This window comes from Thermosipho affectus, assembly GCF_001990485.1.
Lineage (GTDB): Bacteria > Thermotogota > Thermotogae > Thermotogales > Fervidobacteriaceae > Thermosipho > Thermosipho affectus.
This window is the reverse complement of record NZ_LBFC01000018.1, coordinates 32925-50448: the sequence shown is the minus strand read 5'-3', so window position 1 is coordinate 50448 and position 17524 is coordinate 32925. Positions and strand designations below refer to the sequence as shown.

At 32.3% G+C, this 17524-nt stretch carries 19 protein-coding genes; 3 read left to right on the top strand and 16 right to left on the bottom strand.

All coding sequences use genetic code 11. The features are described 5' to 3' along the window. Position 1: 1 nt before the first annotated feature. From XJ44_RS04585 to XJ44_RS04550, 8 genes are all read right to left on the bottom strand, one after another. Complete coding sequence (locus XJ44_RS04585) at positions 2 to 289, bottom strand: hypothetical protein (RefSeq protein WP_075665835.1); 288 nt, start codon at positions 287 to 289, stop codon at positions 2 to 4. Next, positions 286 to 894 (bottom strand): RNA polymerase sigma factor, encoded by a 609-nt coding sequence (locus XJ44_RS04580; protein ID WP_075665834.1) that lies wholly within the window; start codon positions 892 to 894, stop codon positions 286 to 288. The genes XJ44_RS04585 and XJ44_RS04580 overlap by 4 nt, the downstream gene beginning before the upstream one ends. Further along, entirely contained in the window at positions 881 to 1627 is a 747-nt protein-coding gene (locus XJ44_RS04575) for a DUF72 domain-containing protein (protein ID WP_077198214.1), read from the bottom strand. Before XJ44_RS04575 ends, XJ44_RS04580 begins: the two co-directional genes overlap by 14 nt. Further along, positions 1624 to 3507: an ATP-dependent helicase gene (locus XJ44_RS04570; protein ID WP_075665832.1), complete on the bottom strand. Its 1884-nt coding sequence runs from the start codon at positions 3505 to 3507 to the stop codon at positions 1624 to 1626. Before XJ44_RS04570 ends, XJ44_RS04575 begins: the two co-directional genes overlap by 4 nt. A 364-nt stretch (positions 3508 to 3871) precedes the next feature. Next, positions 3872 to 4315 (bottom strand): SRPBCC family protein, encoded by a 444-nt coding sequence (locus XJ44_RS04565; protein WP_075665831.1) that lies wholly within the window; start codon positions 4313 to 4315, stop codon positions 3872 to 3874. Positions 4316 to 4319: 4 nt separating this feature from the next. Beyond that, positions 4320 to 4955 (bottom strand): hypothetical protein, encoded by a 636-nt coding sequence (locus tag XJ44_RS04560; protein WP_075665830.1) that lies wholly within the window; start codon positions 4953 to 4955, stop codon positions 4320 to 4322. An 11-nt stretch (positions 4956 to 4966) separates the two neighbouring features. Further along, positions 4967 to 5950, bottom strand: coding sequence for a LacI family DNA-binding transcriptional regulator (locus XJ44_RS04555; protein ID WP_075665829.1), 984 nt, complete (start codon positions 5948 to 5950; stop codon positions 4967 to 4969). After that, positions 5947 to 7137 carry a competence/damage-inducible protein A gene (locus XJ44_RS04550; protein WP_077198213.1) on the bottom strand — a complete coding sequence of 397 codons (1191 nt, stop codon included), beginning with the start codon at positions 7135 to 7137 and terminating at the stop codon, positions 5947 to 5949. The genes XJ44_RS04555 and XJ44_RS04550 overlap by 4 nt, the downstream gene beginning before the upstream one ends. Before the next feature lie 130 nt (positions 7138 to 7267). Between XJ44_RS04550 and XJ44_RS04545 the strand changes: the two genes are divergently transcribed. From XJ44_RS04545 to tsf, 3 genes are read left to right on the top strand one after another with little or no spacing between them, the layout of a single operon-like run. Further along, on the top strand, positions 7268 to 8842 hold the full coding sequence (locus XJ44_RS04545; RefSeq protein WP_077198212.1) for a CTP synthase: 1575 nt from the start codon (positions 7268 to 7270) through the stop codon (positions 8840 to 8842). Next, on the top strand, positions 8839 to 9549 hold the full coding sequence (locus XJ44_RS04540) for a PHP domain-containing protein (RefSeq protein ID WP_075665826.1): 711 nt from the start codon (positions 8839 to 8841) through the stop codon (positions 9547 to 9549). Before XJ44_RS04545 ends, XJ44_RS04540 begins: the two co-directional genes overlap by 4 nt. Positions 9550 to 9562: 13 nt before the next feature. After that, positions 9563 to 10153, top strand: a complete 591-nt coding sequence (tsf, locus tag XJ44_RS04535; RefSeq protein WP_077198397.1) for a translation elongation factor Ts — start codon at positions 9563 to 9565, stop codon at positions 10151 to 10153. 33 nt (positions 10154 to 10186) lie between these two features. Here tsf and XJ44_RS04530 read toward each other — a convergent pair whose 3' ends face one another. From XJ44_RS04530 to iorA, 8 genes are all read right to left on the bottom strand, one after another. Continuing rightward, positions 10187 to 10873, bottom strand: a complete 687-nt coding sequence (locus XJ44_RS04530) for a permease (protein WP_198022705.1) — start codon at positions 10871 to 10873, stop codon at positions 10187 to 10189. Beyond that, complete coding sequence (locus XJ44_RS04525; RefSeq protein ID WP_075665824.1) at positions 10870 to 11346, bottom strand: permease; 477 nt, start codon at positions 11344 to 11346, stop codon at positions 10870 to 10872. Before XJ44_RS04525 ends, XJ44_RS04530 begins: the two co-directional genes overlap by 4 nt. A 79-nt stretch (positions 11347 to 11425) precedes the next feature. Beyond that, positions 11426 to 12061, bottom strand: coding sequence for a Crp/Fnr family transcriptional regulator (locus tag XJ44_RS04520; protein WP_198022704.1), 636 nt, complete (start codon positions 12059 to 12061; stop codon positions 11426 to 11428). A gap of 18 nt (positions 12062 to 12079) precedes the next feature. Then, positions 12080 to 12718 (bottom strand): TIGR00153 family protein, encoded by a 639-nt coding sequence (locus XJ44_RS04515; RefSeq protein ID WP_077198211.1) that lies wholly within the window; start codon positions 12716 to 12718, stop codon positions 12080 to 12082. Between the two features lie 15 nt (positions 12719 to 12733). Continuing rightward, positions 12734 to 13651: an inorganic phosphate transporter gene (locus XJ44_RS04510; protein WP_084758768.1), complete on the bottom strand. Its 918-nt coding sequence runs from the start codon at positions 13649 to 13651 to the stop codon at positions 12734 to 12736. A gap of 80 nt (positions 13652 to 13731) precedes the next feature. After that, positions 13732 to 14655 (bottom strand): inorganic phosphate transporter, encoded by a 924-nt coding sequence (locus XJ44_RS04505; protein WP_075665821.1) that lies wholly within the window; start codon positions 14653 to 14655, stop codon positions 13732 to 13734. 109 nt (positions 14656 to 14764) lie between these two features. Beyond that, positions 14765 to 15370 carry an indolepyruvate oxidoreductase subunit beta gene (locus XJ44_RS04500; protein WP_075665820.1) on the bottom strand — a complete coding sequence of 202 codons (606 nt, stop codon included), beginning with the start codon at positions 15368 to 15370 and terminating at the stop codon, positions 14765 to 14767. Further along, the gene (gene iorA / locus XJ44_RS04495; protein WP_077198209.1) at positions 15370 to 17298 is read right to left on the bottom strand and encodes an indolepyruvate ferredoxin oxidoreductase subunit alpha; all 1929 of its coding nucleotides are present in this window, start codon (positions 17296 to 17298) and stop codon (positions 15370 to 15372) included. Before iorA ends, XJ44_RS04500 begins: the two co-directional genes overlap by 1 nt. Positions 17299 to 17524 lie beyond the last annotated feature (226 nt).

The following is a 17524-nucleotide window of genomic DNA, read 5'->3' as shown; positions in this document are numbered from 1 at the left end:
CTCAAAATCCATCGCTTACCAATGTTATATCATAAATTGGTTCAAATTCCTCCATAACAGGTGCGGTGTTTTTTTGCGTAAAAACCTCATTTTTGGGTTTGTCAATTCCCACGTAAATTAACGAGATTATACTAATTCCCGCTATCAAAATTATCGATTTGTACAACGTAGAAAATCTCTTCTTTTTTTTGATATTATTAATTACCTTTTCTTCCAAAATATCTCCCGGTCTATAGCAAGTGGTTTGTTTTAATAGTTCTATAACTTTTCCGTATCTTTCCTCGGTCATACTATACCTTCCTCCTTAAGAAGATTTTTAAATTTTTTCCTGGCATTGTGAAGTCTGCTCTTTACAGTGCCTTCAGGTATGCTTAGGATATCCGCTATTTCAAGGTAAGACATTTCATCTATATCCCTAAGTTTTATTAATATTCTCTCATTTTCCGGGAGCTTTTCTAGCACTTTATTGATTTTTTCGTATAATAATTCCGATTCCACTTCTTTTTGCACATCTTTTTCTTTATCCGGAATATCTGTTTCTATATCTTCTTCATCGTTTTCCACACTAAAAACTTTCTCACTTTTCTTTTTGAATTTTTCGTAATACGTGTTGCACACATTTAACGTTATTTTATATATCCAAGTAGAAAGTGAAGAGTTTCCCTTAAATTTCTTTATTCCTTTAAATATCCTTAACATAACTTCCTGTACTATGTCATCTACATCATCTGTTCCAAAATACGTTTTGGCAAATGAACCGATCTTTGGCGCATATTCTCTGTACAACCTTCTATATGCCCATTCTTCTCCCCTTTTTAGGGCATCTATAAACTTTTTTTCACCTTCCCAACTAATTTGACTATTGTCTTTTTCTTTGTGTTCAAAAAATTTCAAGTTTTCCACCACCAATTATTTCCCTAAATTCCACTGCATTTAAAAGTGCGTATCCACGATAGCAGTTATTAAAGTAAATATACTTTTCCCCTTCAAAATCCTTTATTTTTTCATAAATTTCCAAAAGTTCTTTTCTTTTGTAATTGTAATTATACCTTGTTTTAACATCTCCTTCAAACCACTTTTTATTTCTTCCATGGAGTCTAACGTATAATTTCTCATTTGCATTTATCTTAAATGGATAGAAATCCTTTAACTGTGGTTGATCAATTGTTATTATTTCAAAGTCTTTTGTTTTAAAATCTAACCAAGATATATGTCTAAACTCAACAAACAAATTTTTTATCTTTTTTGAAAGTTTATACAAATATCTTTCACTTTCTGGAGTTTTTTTAAATGAAAACGGAAATTGTGCAAGATAACCTATCAATCTATTTTCGTTTTCCATTTCACATGTTTCTTGCAAGAATTTATCCACAAGTTCTAAACTTTTTTCGTGTGTTATTCCACCGTGTAGTTTTATTGAAAATACAAAATTTCTTGGAGTTTTTCTTAAAAGAGATACAATACCTTTGTATTTTGGCATTCTATAATACGTGTAGTTTAATTCAACTGTATTAAATGTGTACTTTCCAACGTAATAATTTAACATCTGTGCCTTTTTAATGTCTTTTGGATATACTGTACCTATCCAATCATCAAATTGAAAACCACTTGTTCCTATGTATATCATTTTTCAACTCCATATTCAAGGTGTTCAACAAGGTGAAAGGGTATCTCGTCTATAAAGCTCTTTCCACGTCTTATTAGATAATCATTTCCGTAGAATATTCTAGATGAACCACCTATACTGTGGATTATGTATAGATAATCTTTTGCACGTGTTATTGCAACATAAAATAACCTTTCTTCTTCATCTATGTTATTTTCGCGTAGACTCATTATATGTGGAAAATCACCGGGGTTAACACTTAAAATAAAAACTACTTTCCATTCAAGCCCTTTTGCCTGGTGGATAGTAGTAAGTGTTACCTTTTCTTTTTCGTTGTCTTCATTTCTCATTTCATAGCTTTCACTTATTAATATATCACCGATAAAGTTTTCGGTGTTTTTGTAAAATGATGCCATTTCTATAAGGCGCTCTATATCCTCTCTTCTATCTTTGTAATCTTCAAATTTTTCCTCCATTTTTTTGTGATAAAAGTCTATGTAAAATATCTTTATTCTTTCACCTGGATTTTCCACAGTTAGTGTATTTTTAATAGTTTCCCTTAGTTTTTTAAAATCGGAACTTTTTTCCTTTATTTTGTCTAATGCGCTATATCCTATTTTTGAAATTTCTTCTGCATAGTTGTTTGCCTTTATATTTCCTATGCCATTTACAAGTTTTAGGAGCCGTATCCATGAAATCTTTTCTTCAGGATTTACCGTGGTCTTTAGAAATGCCATGCAATCTTTTACATGTGCTGTTTCGGTAAATCGTAAACCAGAGTATAACTTAAAAGGAATGTTATGTTTTGAAAGTTCAAGTTGAAGTTCAAGGGAATGTGCGTGTGCTCTGTATAGCACTGCAATGTCATTTAAGGATATTCCGTTATGTTGAAAGTTTACAATTTCATTTGCTACAAAATCTGCTTCATCGTAATGGTCAAATACTTGTACTAAAAATGGTTTTATACCTGTACTTCTTTTTGCGCATAATGTTTTCTTTATAGATTTTTTTGGGAGCATTTCGTTTATAAAATTGACTATTTCTTGTGAACTTCTGTAATTTGTTTGGATTTTGAATGTTTCTGCTTCTTTTTGAAAATCGAGTACATTTTCAAACCTTGCACCTCTAAATGAATAAATGCTTTGTGCATCGTCTCCAACAACTATTAGGTTCTTATGTACAGTTGATAGTAGTTCTACTATTTTAAATTGTACTATATTGGTGTCTTGAAATTCATCAACGAGTATCCACTTGTATCTTTCCGATTCTCTTAATCTGATGCTTTTGCTTGTTGAAAGTATGTGGAGTGTATGGATTAAAAGGTCATCATAATCTACAGAATTTTGAGCTTGTTTTTCTTGTTGGTATTTTATTAATATTTGTTCTATTGTATGTTCTTGTTCTAGAAATCTTGGATTGTATCTTGTTATTGCTTCTTTTAGCGATGAAAGTGTATTGTTCATATATGAATATATTGAGAGCAGTTGCTTTGCAGTTGGTACTGTTTTTCTTTCAGACTTTGGTATTAATTGACTTCTAATGCTTTCCATTAAATCTTTTGCATCCTCACTATCTAGGATGGTAAAGTTTGGTTTTAGTCCAATTGTACTTCCATATCTTCTAAGAAATAGGTTACATACATGATGGAACGTACCTGCCGTAATACCTTCTAGATTTGATTTTGAAACTATTTTAGCCCTTTGTAGCATTTCTTTTGCAGCTGCTTTTGTAAATGTAACAAGCATTATCTCCTGTGGTTTTACACCGGAGTTTATAAGGTATGCTATTTTGTATGTAATTACCCTTGTTTTACCACTGCCAGGTCCTGCTATTACTAATGTTTTCCCTTGTGATTTTGTTACCGCTTCATATTGTTCTTCATCAAGTTCTTTTTCAAACATTTTTTCATCCTTTCTTTATATTTTCTTATTAATAATAATAATATAGAGGGTGAAAATTGGAAAGTTATTTTGAAAAAAGGCTTGTAAATTGTTGCTATTTCTTAATTTGTAACTTTCCAATTTTCTAAATGGTAAGTTACCAGTCTTTGGTAAGAAGAAGATAAATACTTATAAAATAAGGTTTTTGGTGGTAAGTTTTTGTTTTTCTTATTATATACGATAAAAGACGATTGTTCGTGATTTTTTAGTGGTAAGAAATTCTACAAATTGGAAAGTAAATTTCTTACCATGTGGTTAGAAATCAATATATAGTGTATAAATCTTTCCAAAGAACTATATGTAGTATATAAACTTTCCAAAATACTTACCGAAGTAGTATTATATTTTGTTCTATATATGCCTTTGCGAGTATGAGCATCTGTCCCCATCCAAATGCACAACCGTATCTAATGTCTATTTCTTCCATGCTTTTAACAATGGTATTATCCGTTATACTTATCCAAGTTCCACCGTCTAAGTTCTTTTGAAACTTTATAGTAACTTTTGATCTAAATCCGTCTTCGTATTCATACCACCAGAATTCCCATAACTTGTTTGGAATTATTTCAATAGTGTATCCCCTATCAATAACCTCTTCACCTGTTAATCTTTCCCATCTAAAGAATATCTTTCCACCGTCTTTTAATTCCATTTTCATGCCATCTGTAAACCATGGATCCCATCCGTTTTCATTTACAAACGTTTTGTATACCTTTTCAACAGGTGCATCTATAAAATCTGTAAAATGCATGGGTTTCAATTTAAGCACAGTATTACCCCTTTCGTATGGATAACAACACTCCCAGTGCAATAGAGAGCATTGCAGCTGTTAATACCCTGTATTCTGCTGGTAGTAAGAATGTAATAGTATGGGCTGGAATCCAAAAAAACGGTATAGTTTTTAGAACAACAAAACCAAAAAATTTATTCCAGTCAATTGTATTTATAACATCACTAAATTTTACGGAAAATATTTCTTTTATTCTTCCTTTTCCCAAGTCTATGTAGGTATCGGTTATTCTATGAAATGCCATAAAAGTTGGAGCAAATATAAGGTTCATCAGTGTGCTGGTAAAAAATGCGTGAAGGAATTTATTTTTTCCTGGAAGAAGTCCTTTTTCCATAACAATATACGTGCCACTTGAAAATAATTCAAATACAAGTACAAAACACATACCTAGAAATCCCCATATAATAAATCTGTATATTAATCCGTATGGTTTTGTATATCTTTTTCTTTGTAATCTCAAAGATAGTACTTCTCCCATAGTTGCAAGTATGGATACCTTTAAAAATCCCATAAAGTATGGATGGGATCTATTTAAAGCTATATAATAGTCATGGAGAAAGATTAAAAGAAAAATTATTAGAAGAAATGTAAATATCCAAATAAAATCACCTTTTTTCATAATATTCCTCCTTATGTATTTCTTTCTATTAATTCAGGTTTAAAGGCAACTGTTTGTCTTTTTCTGCTATATCCCTTTATTTTTCTTAATAACATTTCACCTGCAGTTTTTCCCATTTTCTTTATAGGTTGTTTTATGGTGGTAATATTTAATATGCTGGATAAAGTAAGATTATCAAATCCACAGAGAAAAAAGTCTTCTTTAGGTTCAAGTCCTTTTATCCTTGCAAATTCTATTACCGGGAATGCAAAGTAATCTGTTGTTGCAAATATAAGGGGTTTTTTTGAAATGGAAAAAACAGCTTTTGCAACTTTAATTGCTTCAAGCCAATCGAGATCTATTTTAAATATTTTTGCTACTTTTCTTCCTTTTCTTTCTATTGATTCGATAAATCCACTTACCCTTTCTTCAAAGACGGTACTTTCTAATTTTGTTTTTCTATCGTGTGTTACTATAAATAAATCACCTTCAAAATTAGATAGATAGTCTCCTGCTATCATTCCACCGTAGAAATTATCCAATATTACAGAATCGTACTTTTGCGAATCAAATTCCACCGAAACAACGGGTACATTTTTTGGGATATACTGTTTTAAGAGCTTGTCAACATTTAGCGCATCAATTATTACTCCGTCGGTACCAAGCACAAAATCAGAGCTTTCCCTTACAAATTTATATCTATTTTCACTGTAAAGTGGATATACAAAGGAAGTATATCCTTCTTTTTCAAATACTTCATCTATTCCAGAAAGCAAAAGTTGGTGAAATTCACCAACCATCTGTGGAAAGATAGTGGTTATTATCTTTGTGTGTCCACTTGAAAGCCTTCTTGCATGAGGATTTGGCATGTAACCCATTTCCTGTATAATTTTTAATACATGTTCTTTAGTTCTTGGGTTAACGTGCGGACTGTTATTTATAACCCGCGAAACAGTTCCCACACCAACACCTGCTTTTTTTGCCACATCTTTTATGGTAATATTTTTCTTTTTCATTCTATAATCCTCCTTAGTAGATTTAATGCATAGAGTGAAGATTTTTCCCTTATTATTTGTCTATTTCCCCTAAAGAGAAAATTTTTTGCAAGATAAACATCTTTTTGTCTATCGTAGGCACAAATCCAAACAGTCCCTACGGGTTTTTCCTTGGTACCACCTGTGGGTCCTGCTATACCAGATACCGAGACGGAATAATCGCTATTTAGAATCTTACATACCCCTTTTGCCATTTCAGTTACGCATTCTTTACTTACAGCTCCAAAAGTTTTAATGGTATTTTTACTTACATTTAAAACATTTTCCTTTACTTCATTTGAATATGCTACAATTGCGCCTTTAAATACTTTTGAAACACCAGGGAGACTAACAAATTTTGAGGAAATCAATCCACCTGTACAAGATTCTGCAAAGGAGACAGTTTTATCTCCCAATTTTTCAAAGACCACTTCTTCTATTGTTTTGTCGTCAAATGCGTAAATATAATCGGATAATTTTTCCTTAAGTAAATTTACTATTTCATCTACTTTTTTTCTTTCACCGGTAAACCTTAATTCCACACCTGTGATATGACTTGCCATTGTTGCAACGTTGATATCGTGTTTGTATATTATATCTTTGTATTTTTCTACCAATACGGCCTCTGGAATACCCAAAAATTTAACCCTTCTTTGATATATTTTTTCACCTTTTTCTATGTAGTTTAACGCTTTATCAAAAATAGGTTTCATTTCAACAGGAGGACCTGGAAGAATAATTATATTATCAATTATCTGTCCAGGTGCTGTTCCAACGGGATTTTCTATTACCTTTGCACTTTCTATTACCCATGCTTGTTTTTTTACATTTTCTGGCACTTCTCTGTGAAATTTTTTTATCTTTTCTAATATGCTTTTGTATATTTTATCTGAAAATACGAGTTTTTTTCCAATGGCTTTGGAAACCGACTCTCTTGTTAGATCATCTTCTGTAGGACCTAAACCTCCAGTTGTTATTAATAAATCTGCTTTTTTTAAGGAACTTTTAATTTCTTCTACCAATATTTTCATGTCATCTGGAAGTGTTTTTATAGCTATAGTTTTGTATCCAAAATCTAATAACTTTCTTGATATATATTTTGAGTTTGTATCTAGTATTATTCCCTCGACTAGTTCATTTCCTATTGCCAAAATTATGGATTTTTTCATATGAATTCACCTCTTTTCGTGTTTGGAACGTTTCCAAATATATGATACCACAAAAAAAGAAAAGCTGTAACTTTAAAGAAACACGAAATATAACAAAAAATAGTAAAATTTTACTAAAAGGAGGGATAATATGCCTCAAAAATTTATTGTGGTTACTGGTGGTGTATTAAGTGGAATAGGAAAGGGAATTTTTTCCGCATCTCTTGCCAGGATTTTAAAAGATAGTGGTATAGATGTTAATATATTAAAGATAGATCCTTACTTAAATGTAGATGCGGGGACTATGAATCCAAATCAGCACGGTGAAGTATTTGTTACAGACGATGGTTATGAGGCAGACCTTGATTTGGGACATTATGAAAGATTTTTGGGAATAAACGTTTCAAGAAAAAATAATATTACGGCGGGGCAGATATACTTTTCCGTTATCCAACGTGAAAGGGATGGAAGGTATTTGGGTTCCACCGTTCAAATAGTACCTCATGTCACATCTGAAATTAAAGATAGAATTAAGTCAATGGATGGAGAACTCTTGGTAATAGAAATAGGGGGAACAGTTGGAGATATAGAGGGTGAAGTGTTTTTAGAAGCGGTAAGAGAACTTGCCTTTGAAGTGGGAAGGGAAAATTTCCACTTTGTGCATGTAACATATGTTCCGTATCTTAGAACCACAAATGAGTTTAAGACCAAACCCACTCAGCAATCTGTTCAGCTTTTAAGGAAAATAGGTATTCACCCTGACACTATAATAGTTAGAACGGAAATGCCTATCGATGCTAATAGTTTGTTTAAGGTAGCGTTATTTAGTGGTGTACCAAAAAATAGGGTGATAAATCTCCCAGATGTATCAAATGTATACGAGGTACCAGTGGTACTTCACTCGTTAAATTTACATAATCTTATTTCTGAAAAATTGGACTTGGATATTAAAGATAATTTTTCTTGGAATTATCCAAAATCATTTGAGCTTTTAAAAATAGGAATTGTAGGAAAATACCTTGGTACAGATGATGCATACAAAAGTATAATTGAATCTGTATACCTTTCTGGTGCTCAAAAACCCGTGATTGTAGATGCACAAGAACTTGAAGATATGACAGATGAACAGGTAAAAGATTACCTTGATGGTTTTGATGCGTTAATTATACCAGGAGGGTTTGGAAGAAGGGGAATAGAAGGTAAAATAAAGGCGATAAAGTATGCGCGTGAGAATAAAAAACCCATTCTTGGAATATGCCTTGGTATGCAACTTATGGCAATTGAATTTGCAAGAAACGTCGGAGGATACGAATGGGCAAATTCCACAGAATTTGATCCAAATACACCGTATCCCGTGGTTAATATGATGGAATCTCAAAAAGAAATTTTAAAACTAGGTGGTACTATGAGGCTTGGAGCTCAAAAGACAAATGTTTTAGAAAACACACTTTTGAGCAAAATATACGGCAACCAATTAGTAATATACGAAAGACATAGACACAGATACGAAGTTGATGCCGAATCATTTTCAGATATATTTAAATTACCTGGTAATGAGGGTTATAAATTAACGATTTCTGCAAAATCAGATTTTGTTGAGGCTGTGGAATTGGAAGATCATCCATTTTTCTTGGGAGTACAGTACCATCCAGAATACAAATCAAAGGTTGGAACACCTCATCCAATTTTTAAGTGGTTAGTAAATATTGCAGGTGGAAAGAAATGATAGATTACCATTTACACAGTAACTTTTCCGCAGATTCCACATCTTCTATAGATGATATACTAAGTATGGCTGGAAATTTGAGTATAATAATAACGGATCACTATGAAGCAGTGGATGGTGAGGAAAGTTTTAAATTTGATGTGGAAGTGTATAAAAGAGAGATGAGAAAAAGGAATCTACCAATAGGTGTGGAATTTGGATGGGACGGAAAAGGAAAGATTGATATAGATTTAAAGGAATTTGATTTTGTTATTCTTTCAAATCATAAGAGATATGATGAAAAAGATAGACAAAAGGTATATGAGAAGTATCTTTTGGATTTATACACATTTGTAAAGAAAATAGATGATTTTCACGTACTAGGGCATCTTGATTTTCCAAGGAGGTTTTCTGATGGTTTTGAACCTTTTTCTAAAAAGCTTTATCCAATTATTGAAGATGTGTTAAGACTTGTACTTGAAAAGGGAAAAACAATCGAAGTTAATACTGCTGGTATTTTTAGATATGGTGAGCCAAATCCTTCAATTGATATTTTAAAACTCTTTAAGAAACTTGGTGGAAAATATGTTACAATAGGTTCCGATGCCCATAAAGTAGAACATGTTGGAAGGGGAATAGAAAAGGTGTATGAAATTTTAGAAGAGGTAGGTATAAAGTATTTGATGGTATATGAGAATGGGTGGAAAATATCTTCTAAAAATATATAAAGGAGGAGAAAGTATGATTAGTGCAAAACTTGTTAAGGAGCTTAGAGATAGAACGGGTGCTGGAATGATGGAATGTAAAAAGGCACTAGAAGAGGCAAACGGAGATATAGAAAAGGCCATAGAGGTCTTAAGAAAAAGGGGTATTGCAAAGGCTGCAAAAAAGGCATCAAGGGAAACAGGAGAAGGTATAATTGCATCTTATGTACATTTTAACAAAAGAATAGGAGTTTTGGTGGAATTAAATTGTGAAACAGACTTTGTTGCAAGAACAGAAGAATTCCAAGAACTTGGAAACAAAATAGCAATGCACATTGCTGCAATGTCACCAAGATGGGTAAAAAGAGAAGAAGTACCACAAGAGGTTATCGAAAAAGAAAAGGATATCTACAGAGAACAACTCAAAGATTCTGGAAAACCAGAAAATGTTATTGAAAGAATAATTGAAGGAAAATTAAACAAATTCTTTGAGGAAAATTGTCTTTACGAACAAAAATTTGCATTTGATGAAGAAAAGACAGTTGAGGATATGATAAAAGAAGCAATTGCAAAGATAGGAGAAAATATCAAAGTTTCAAGATTTGTTAAATTTACAGTAGGTGAATAATTATTAAAAGTCCAGTTCCACTTGGAACTGGACTTATGCTATTTTTTTTGCGTTTTTTCTGATAACACAATCATCAATTGTAACTTCTTTATTTAAAACTCCTTTTGCAAAAGCTTTGCAATTTGCATATCCGCAGGCACCGCAATCCATGTTTGGTAAATCGTGTAATACTTCCTTTATATTTTTGTACGTGTAATTGTTGTTTGAGATTTCATTTAAAATGTCTTCTCTTTTAACTAATTTTTCCATAATGTATCCCATCAGTAAAATAGCCGGTATTGTTAGTATATATCTTGTTAATGCAAAAGATAGTCCAAGAAAGCTTGATTCGACCATAAACATTACGATTTTAACTACTGCCCATGAACTAATAATTATCACTAAATTTGCAATACTTGCCCCTTTGAAAAATAGAGCTTGTGCAATGGGAAAAGCCGCGTATATTGGACCTGCCGATATTGCACCTGTAAATATTGATAAGAGTTTACCCTTTATCCCAGATTTTTTTCCAAAGTGTTTCATTATAATTTCTGAAGGTACCCATACTGTTATTAGTGAAGATATTATAAGAATGGGTGGCATAACTTCTAGCATTTCTATAAGAAATCCTTTTGTCATTTCCAAACCTTTGTAAAATATCGATGGTTTTACAAAAAATGCTATAGTATAGAGAAATATACTAATAAATATTAATTTATTGTTTTTTATTAATTTAATCACAATATCACCGCCATACCTGAGGCTATTAATATTGCAGCAACAAAACTTAACCATAACCTATGTAGTGTAAATTTTTTTCCAAAATACTTTGTTTCTATTGGCATAGTTGCAAAACCTACCATTGTTAGTGTGGTTATGAATGCAGCAATTGCAGTTAAGTTAGCACCACTTTGATAAAGTGATTTGGATAGTGGAAAGGCTATAAAAGCGGGTATTATAGTTAAGGCCCCTATAATTGCTCCATAAAGCGTGCTTAAAAATTCATTTGAATTTCCAAGTAGTTGCTTTATGAGTTCTGGTGGTAATATTGCCAAAACTAGACCAACTAATGCCATAACTCCTATTATTTCGATAAATGTCTTTATAAGGAGATTTTTTGATAAGATAAGGCTTTCTTTTGTTTTTTCTTTACTTTTAAATATTGACCAAGTTAAAAATAGTATTGCTATGACGATTAAAATTATAGTGTTCATTAAATCACTCCTTTTATAAATTTTTCTAATTTCATTATATTTTACACAAAAAAATAAAACCGTGATTTCAATCACGGTTTTATTCAAAAAGCCTTTTATTTATGATTTTAATGTGATTTTTATCTATTATCTTTATTATCCCCTCTTTTTCTAGTTCTTTAATCTTTTTTGAAACAACTTCTCTTACGCTACCGATATCATTTGCTATTTTTTGTTTTGACTTAAAAAATATTACATCACTGTTTTGAGTTTTATGTAGTAGTGAGAAGTACTTTATTATCCGTTCTTTTACAGATTTAATAATGAGTATATCTATTACATTTGATAAATTTACCATTTTTCTTGATATTTCATTCAAATAAGTAATAAGGAATTCTTCGTTATTTTTTAACAAAAATAAAATTCCTTCCTTAGAGATTTCCATTATTTCTGATTTCTTTTCGGAGATTATAAAGGATGGATAAAATTCACCAGCAAATATTAGCCCTTCACCAAAGCTTTCCATTTCACTTATATATTTTACAACTTGTTCATTTCCTTCTGATGTAAATTTTACAACTTTTAGTCTTCCCTTTAAAACAACACTTATTTGTTCCAATTTTTCATGTGGTGAGTGTAATACTTCATTTTTTTCTATATGGAAAATTTTACAATGTTCTTTGATATTTTCTTTTAAAGATAAAATTTCTTTTGTAATGTTTTTTTTACTAATCAATTTTACTCCTCAAATGTCTCATACTTTTCTTTTGTAAAGTATTATTTGGATTCTATCTGAGACATCTTCTGAAGTATCGGATATGTCAGCTATTCTGTGTACTAGCTTTTTTAATTGTATTTTTTCCGCAAGTGATATATCAAGATTAAATATCTTTCTTATTGTTTCCCTTTCTATATCATCTGTTTTATGTTCGAACTTTTCCGTTTCTATTATCATCTCACTTGCTTTATCAAAATCTTTAAACATCTTTTTTGCGGCTTTTTTTAAGGCTTTATAGGTTTCAAGAGATGTTTCAACGAGATCTATAATATTTTCTCTAATTTCTTGTGGGATTACTAGATTTTGTAGATCTATCTCATCGGCTACTGATTCTGCTTTGTTTGCAATTCTATCTAGTGCTTCAATGGTACCCAAAAGGTCTCCCCTAAAGTTTGGAAGAAATGCACCGGAGTACATTTCAAGTTCTGATTTTCTTCTAATTTGATCTGTCTGTGATTCTATTTTTCTAACTTCCTCGGCAAGCTCCTTTCTTTTTTCTATATCATTTTCCTTTACAAGTTCTACCAATTTTTTTATGGTATCTTCTACGGAATCCAAATGACTTTCAAATAACTCAATTACTAGTTGCTCTTTTTTACCAAAAAATAGACTCATATTATTTTCCTCCTTTTATACCAGTCTCATTAAATAGTATATCAGAAAAGTTATAGCCCCTGCAATTACAGGGGTATTAATCCAAGCACTAACTATTTTGAAAATAATTTTTTTACTTGAAATTCTCGAGCCCTTTGCATATCCTGCACCTATAACTGCCCCTACTATTGCTTGCGATGTTGAGACGGGTATACCAAGCAGCGCGTAGATCCATACGGTAATAGATTCGCCTAATACCGCAATTGCAGAGGAATAATAATCAAGCTCTATTATTTGTGTACCCACTGTGTACATTACCTTGTAACTATACGTTAAAACACCCAATGCTATACTTATTCCACCTAACAATGCGGCATTTTTAATTCCAATGGCATTTGCAAATACCCCTGTGATATTTGCAACGTTATTTGCACCAAGTGAGTATGCACCATATGCCCCTATTATTAATGTTGCAAAAAATATAACTTTTTCCTTTACATAAATAGATTTTATTTTATTAAATGGCCTTGCAAAGATTTTATACGATATATAACTAAAAAAGATACCACCAATTGGTGTAAAAAACCACGCAAGAAAAAGTTTTGAGAGTATGCCCCATTTTACTGTACCTTCTATTAAAGAAGTTGCAATTATTGAACCTACTATTGCCTGGGAAGAAGAAACAGGAGCACCTATATAAGTCATGGTGGTCATTGTAATAGCAGACGAAAGTACGGATATTGCAGCAAGTTTTAAGTCGCTTGCGGAAATACTGCTAATAGTTAAAATACCTTTTTCTCCACCAATAATTGCACCGATTATTATAAATATTGCAGAAATTACTGTTGCAGTTCGATATTTAATAATTCTATTTGACACTGCGGTTCCAAATATATTCGCCGCATCATTTGCTCCAAGAGACCAGCCAAAAAAAACAGCTGGAAGTAGGTATATAAATATTTACACCACCTCCCAATTTCTTATTTATTTTAACAATTACTATATAGTAACATATTTTATTTTTTGATGAAAATTTAAAAAATGGAAATTTTAAGAAGGTAATTTAGAATAATTGAGATAAACGCCGAAAAAGTGGGTGTAAGAATCCAAGTGAGGAATATTTGGATAATTACTTTTTTGTTTGTTATCTTTGATCCCTTTGCGTATCCTGCACCTATGACTGCGCCAACAATGGCCTGGGAGACGGATACGGGTATTCCGACAAGTGAGTATATCCACACAGTTATAGCTTGACCAAGTGAAGATACAGCAGAGGAAAAATAATCTAATTCCATTATTTTTTTACTTATAGTGTACATAACCTTTTTATTTGAAAGTAGCGCCCCAATTGCCATACTTATGCCGCCTATAAATGTTGCATTTTTAATTCCAATATTGTTTGCAAAAACTCCGGTAATGTTTGCAACGTTATTTGCTCCAAGGGAATATGCACCGTATGAACCTATGATTAATGTTGAAAGTATTATAATTTTCTCCCTTGTTTGTATCGATTTTATCTTATTAAACAGTGGAGATAAAGTTTTATATAATAAGTATGTAAAGATTATCCCACCAATGGGTGTAAAAATCCAGGCAAGAAAGAGTTTTAAAAGAAGTTTTGTATTTAGATTATTGGTTAATAAGTTTATACCAATTATTGCTCCAACAATAGATTGTGAAGAAGACGAAGGAATGCCAATTTTTGAGAGTATAAACATGGTAATTGCGGCTGAAATAACGGAAATTGTTGCACTGTAAATATCAATATTTGAAAAGGTGCTTATAGTTCTTATTCCATTTTCTCCACCGATTATTGCACCTAAAAAGGTAAAAATAGCCGCAATTATTGTGACTTTTCTGTATTTTAATATTCCCATTTCTACAGAAGGGCCAAAGATATTTGCAGAATCATTTGAACCCAGTAGTATACCAAAGATTATAGAAGAAAGTAAATACATTTATTCTCTCCTTTCATTTTACATTTTGCTTTATATTTTAACTTAGAAAGCAAAAAAAAACAACCCCTTGCAAAATTTGCAAGGGGTTTTACACTCATTTTTTGTTATTTTATAACATTTCTTTTGCTTTGCTTAACCCCAATTCAAATGCCTTTATATTTAAATCTACAGCTTTTGGTGGAACACTAACTTTAATTACTTCCTTTATTGTTTGGGAAGAGAGTGGAAAGTCTGGTGTTGATGTTAAAGCGCCAATTAATACCACATTTGTTGTAATTATATTTCCCGCCTCTTTTGCAAGGCTTTCTGCATCAAAACTTAAATATTTTGCGTTAAAATTTTTTTCTACGATATCTTTAATTTCTTCATGTGAAGGGTATTTTGCAAGTCCCATTGATACTTGTACAGGTTGAATGGGTCTGGAATTTGTAAATACAAGACCACCTTCTTTTAAGTAATTGATATATCTTAATGCTTCTACTGGTTCAAATGATATTATCACATCTGCCTTTCCTTCTGGTACCATCGCACCGTAGACATTTTCGCCAAACCTTACATAAGATATAACGCTACCGAATCTTTGGCTCATTCCGTGTACTTCTCCTACTCTAACTTTGTAGCCTTCTTTTAGTGCGGCCCATCCAAGTAGGTTTGCAGCTGTTAGTATTCCCTGTCCTCCTACACCTGTAATAACTATATTGTATTCTTTAACCATTATTTCGCCTCCTTTACAAGTTCAAAGGCTCCAAATGGACATATTTGTGCACAGCTTCCACAACCCCAACACATGGTAGGATCAATTTTTGCCTTGTTATTTTCACTATCCCAGAATATTGCAGGGCATCCAAATGTGGTGACACATACTTTACAACCTGTACATTTATCTGGATTAACCCTAAATGTGGGTAATTTTTGTTTTTTCTTTCTTGCTTGACTTACCCTATGTAAAGCACACACTTGTCTTGATACAACAACACTAACACCGTCTACATCCAATGCTTTTTTGATTACTTCGGTTGTTTTCTTTATGTTGTACGGATTTACTACTTCGACGAAATCTGCCCCCATAGCCTTTACCACATCTTCAATGGGGATTCTTTTTCCAGGTCCATGTGGGGTATCTCCAGTACCTGGATTTGGTTGATCACCAGTCATAGCTGTAATTTCGTTGTCTACAATTACCACCAGTATGTTTGATCTATTGTATATGGCATTTGCTATTGCGGGAAGTCCCGTATGATAAAAGGTAGAATCTCCTATTGTTGCAACAATTACTTCTTTTTTATTGTATATTTCTTCATTTGTTGCACCATTTAGTGATACGCTAAGTCCATGTGCTATCCCAATTGATCCACCCATTGCAACTGTTGTGTCAACGGCACTAAGAGGTGGCAATACACCTAAGGTATAACATCCTATATCACTTGGAAAAATTGCATTTTTTCTTGTAGCTTTGTTAATTGCAAAAAACGAATTTCTGTGTGGACATGCGGGACACAATGAAGGTGGTCTTGGTGGAAGCATTGAGCTTATTTCTTTGTATTTTTCTTCTAGTGCGTTAAAATCAATGGGCGTGTCGATGTTTAAAAATTTCGAAATAGCTTTTACTGCACGTTTTGTATCCATTTCGTATGTTCTTGGTACAATGTTTTTGCCATATATAGGAATGGTGTAACCCTTATCATATGCCCACAATTTTATCTGTTCTTCAACAACTGGTTCAAGCTCTTCAACTATTAATACTTTTTCAAGTCCTTCTAAGAACTTTTCGACAAGTCCAAATGGAACGGGATATGGAGTTGAAAGTTTAAGGACTTTTACGTTGTTTATTCCCAGCCAGGAGATAGCTTCTTTTACATATGCATATGAAAGACCTGAGGTAATGATTCCTACCTTTCCATCACCTTCTATTCTGTTGAATGGACAGTTGTTAAATTCTTCTCTAATTTTTTCTATGTTTTCAAGAATTTTTGGATGAAAAGTTCTAGAATGTGCGGGTATATCGACAAACCTTTTTGGATCTTTCTCAAATTTTCCAACTCTTCTTATTTTGTTTACTATTTCATCTGGTAGTTTATCTAATACCACATCTCCCCTCATGTGTGAAGACCTAGTTGTTGTTCTGAGAATTACCATGTGTTTGTACTTTTCGCTAATTTCAAAACCGTATTTTGTAAGGTCTTTTGCTTCTTGAACACTACATGGTTCTAATACGGGAACATTTGCAAATTTCCCAAAAACCCTTGTATCTTGCTCATTTTGTGAGGACCACATGCTTGGATCATCTGCGACCATTATAACAAATCCACCTTCTACTCCCATTCCTACGGCACTCATAAATGAATCTGCAGCAACGTTTAACCCCACATGTTTCATAGCAGTCATCGCGCGAAGACCACTCCATGCAGCAGATAAAGCCGTTTCGAATGCCACTTTTTCGTTTGTAGAGTATTCCATATAAACGCCTGCATCTTTTGCTACCGCTGCCATTGTATCCGTTAGTTCGGAACTAGGAGTTCCAGGGTATGCAGCAAAGAGCGCTATGCCTGCTTCAAGTGCTCCTCTTGCTATTGCATGGTTACCTAAAAGGAGTATCTTTTCACCGGGTTTGTTCAACAAGACCATATTAGAAACTTTTGCCATTTTATCACCCCTTTTTAGTTTCTTCATTTTTATTTTCTAATATAAGTAATGATTTTGCAAACCGTAATATTTTCCATTTTAGGTGATAAGATTTGGAATATTTAATATATTGATTTTTTTCACAAATGTTAATAGAAAAGGAAAAAAAGAAAAGAAGTTAAAATATAAATTTATATAATTTTTAACAAGAAAATGTGAAAATTAGAGTTATAATAAAAAATGTGAT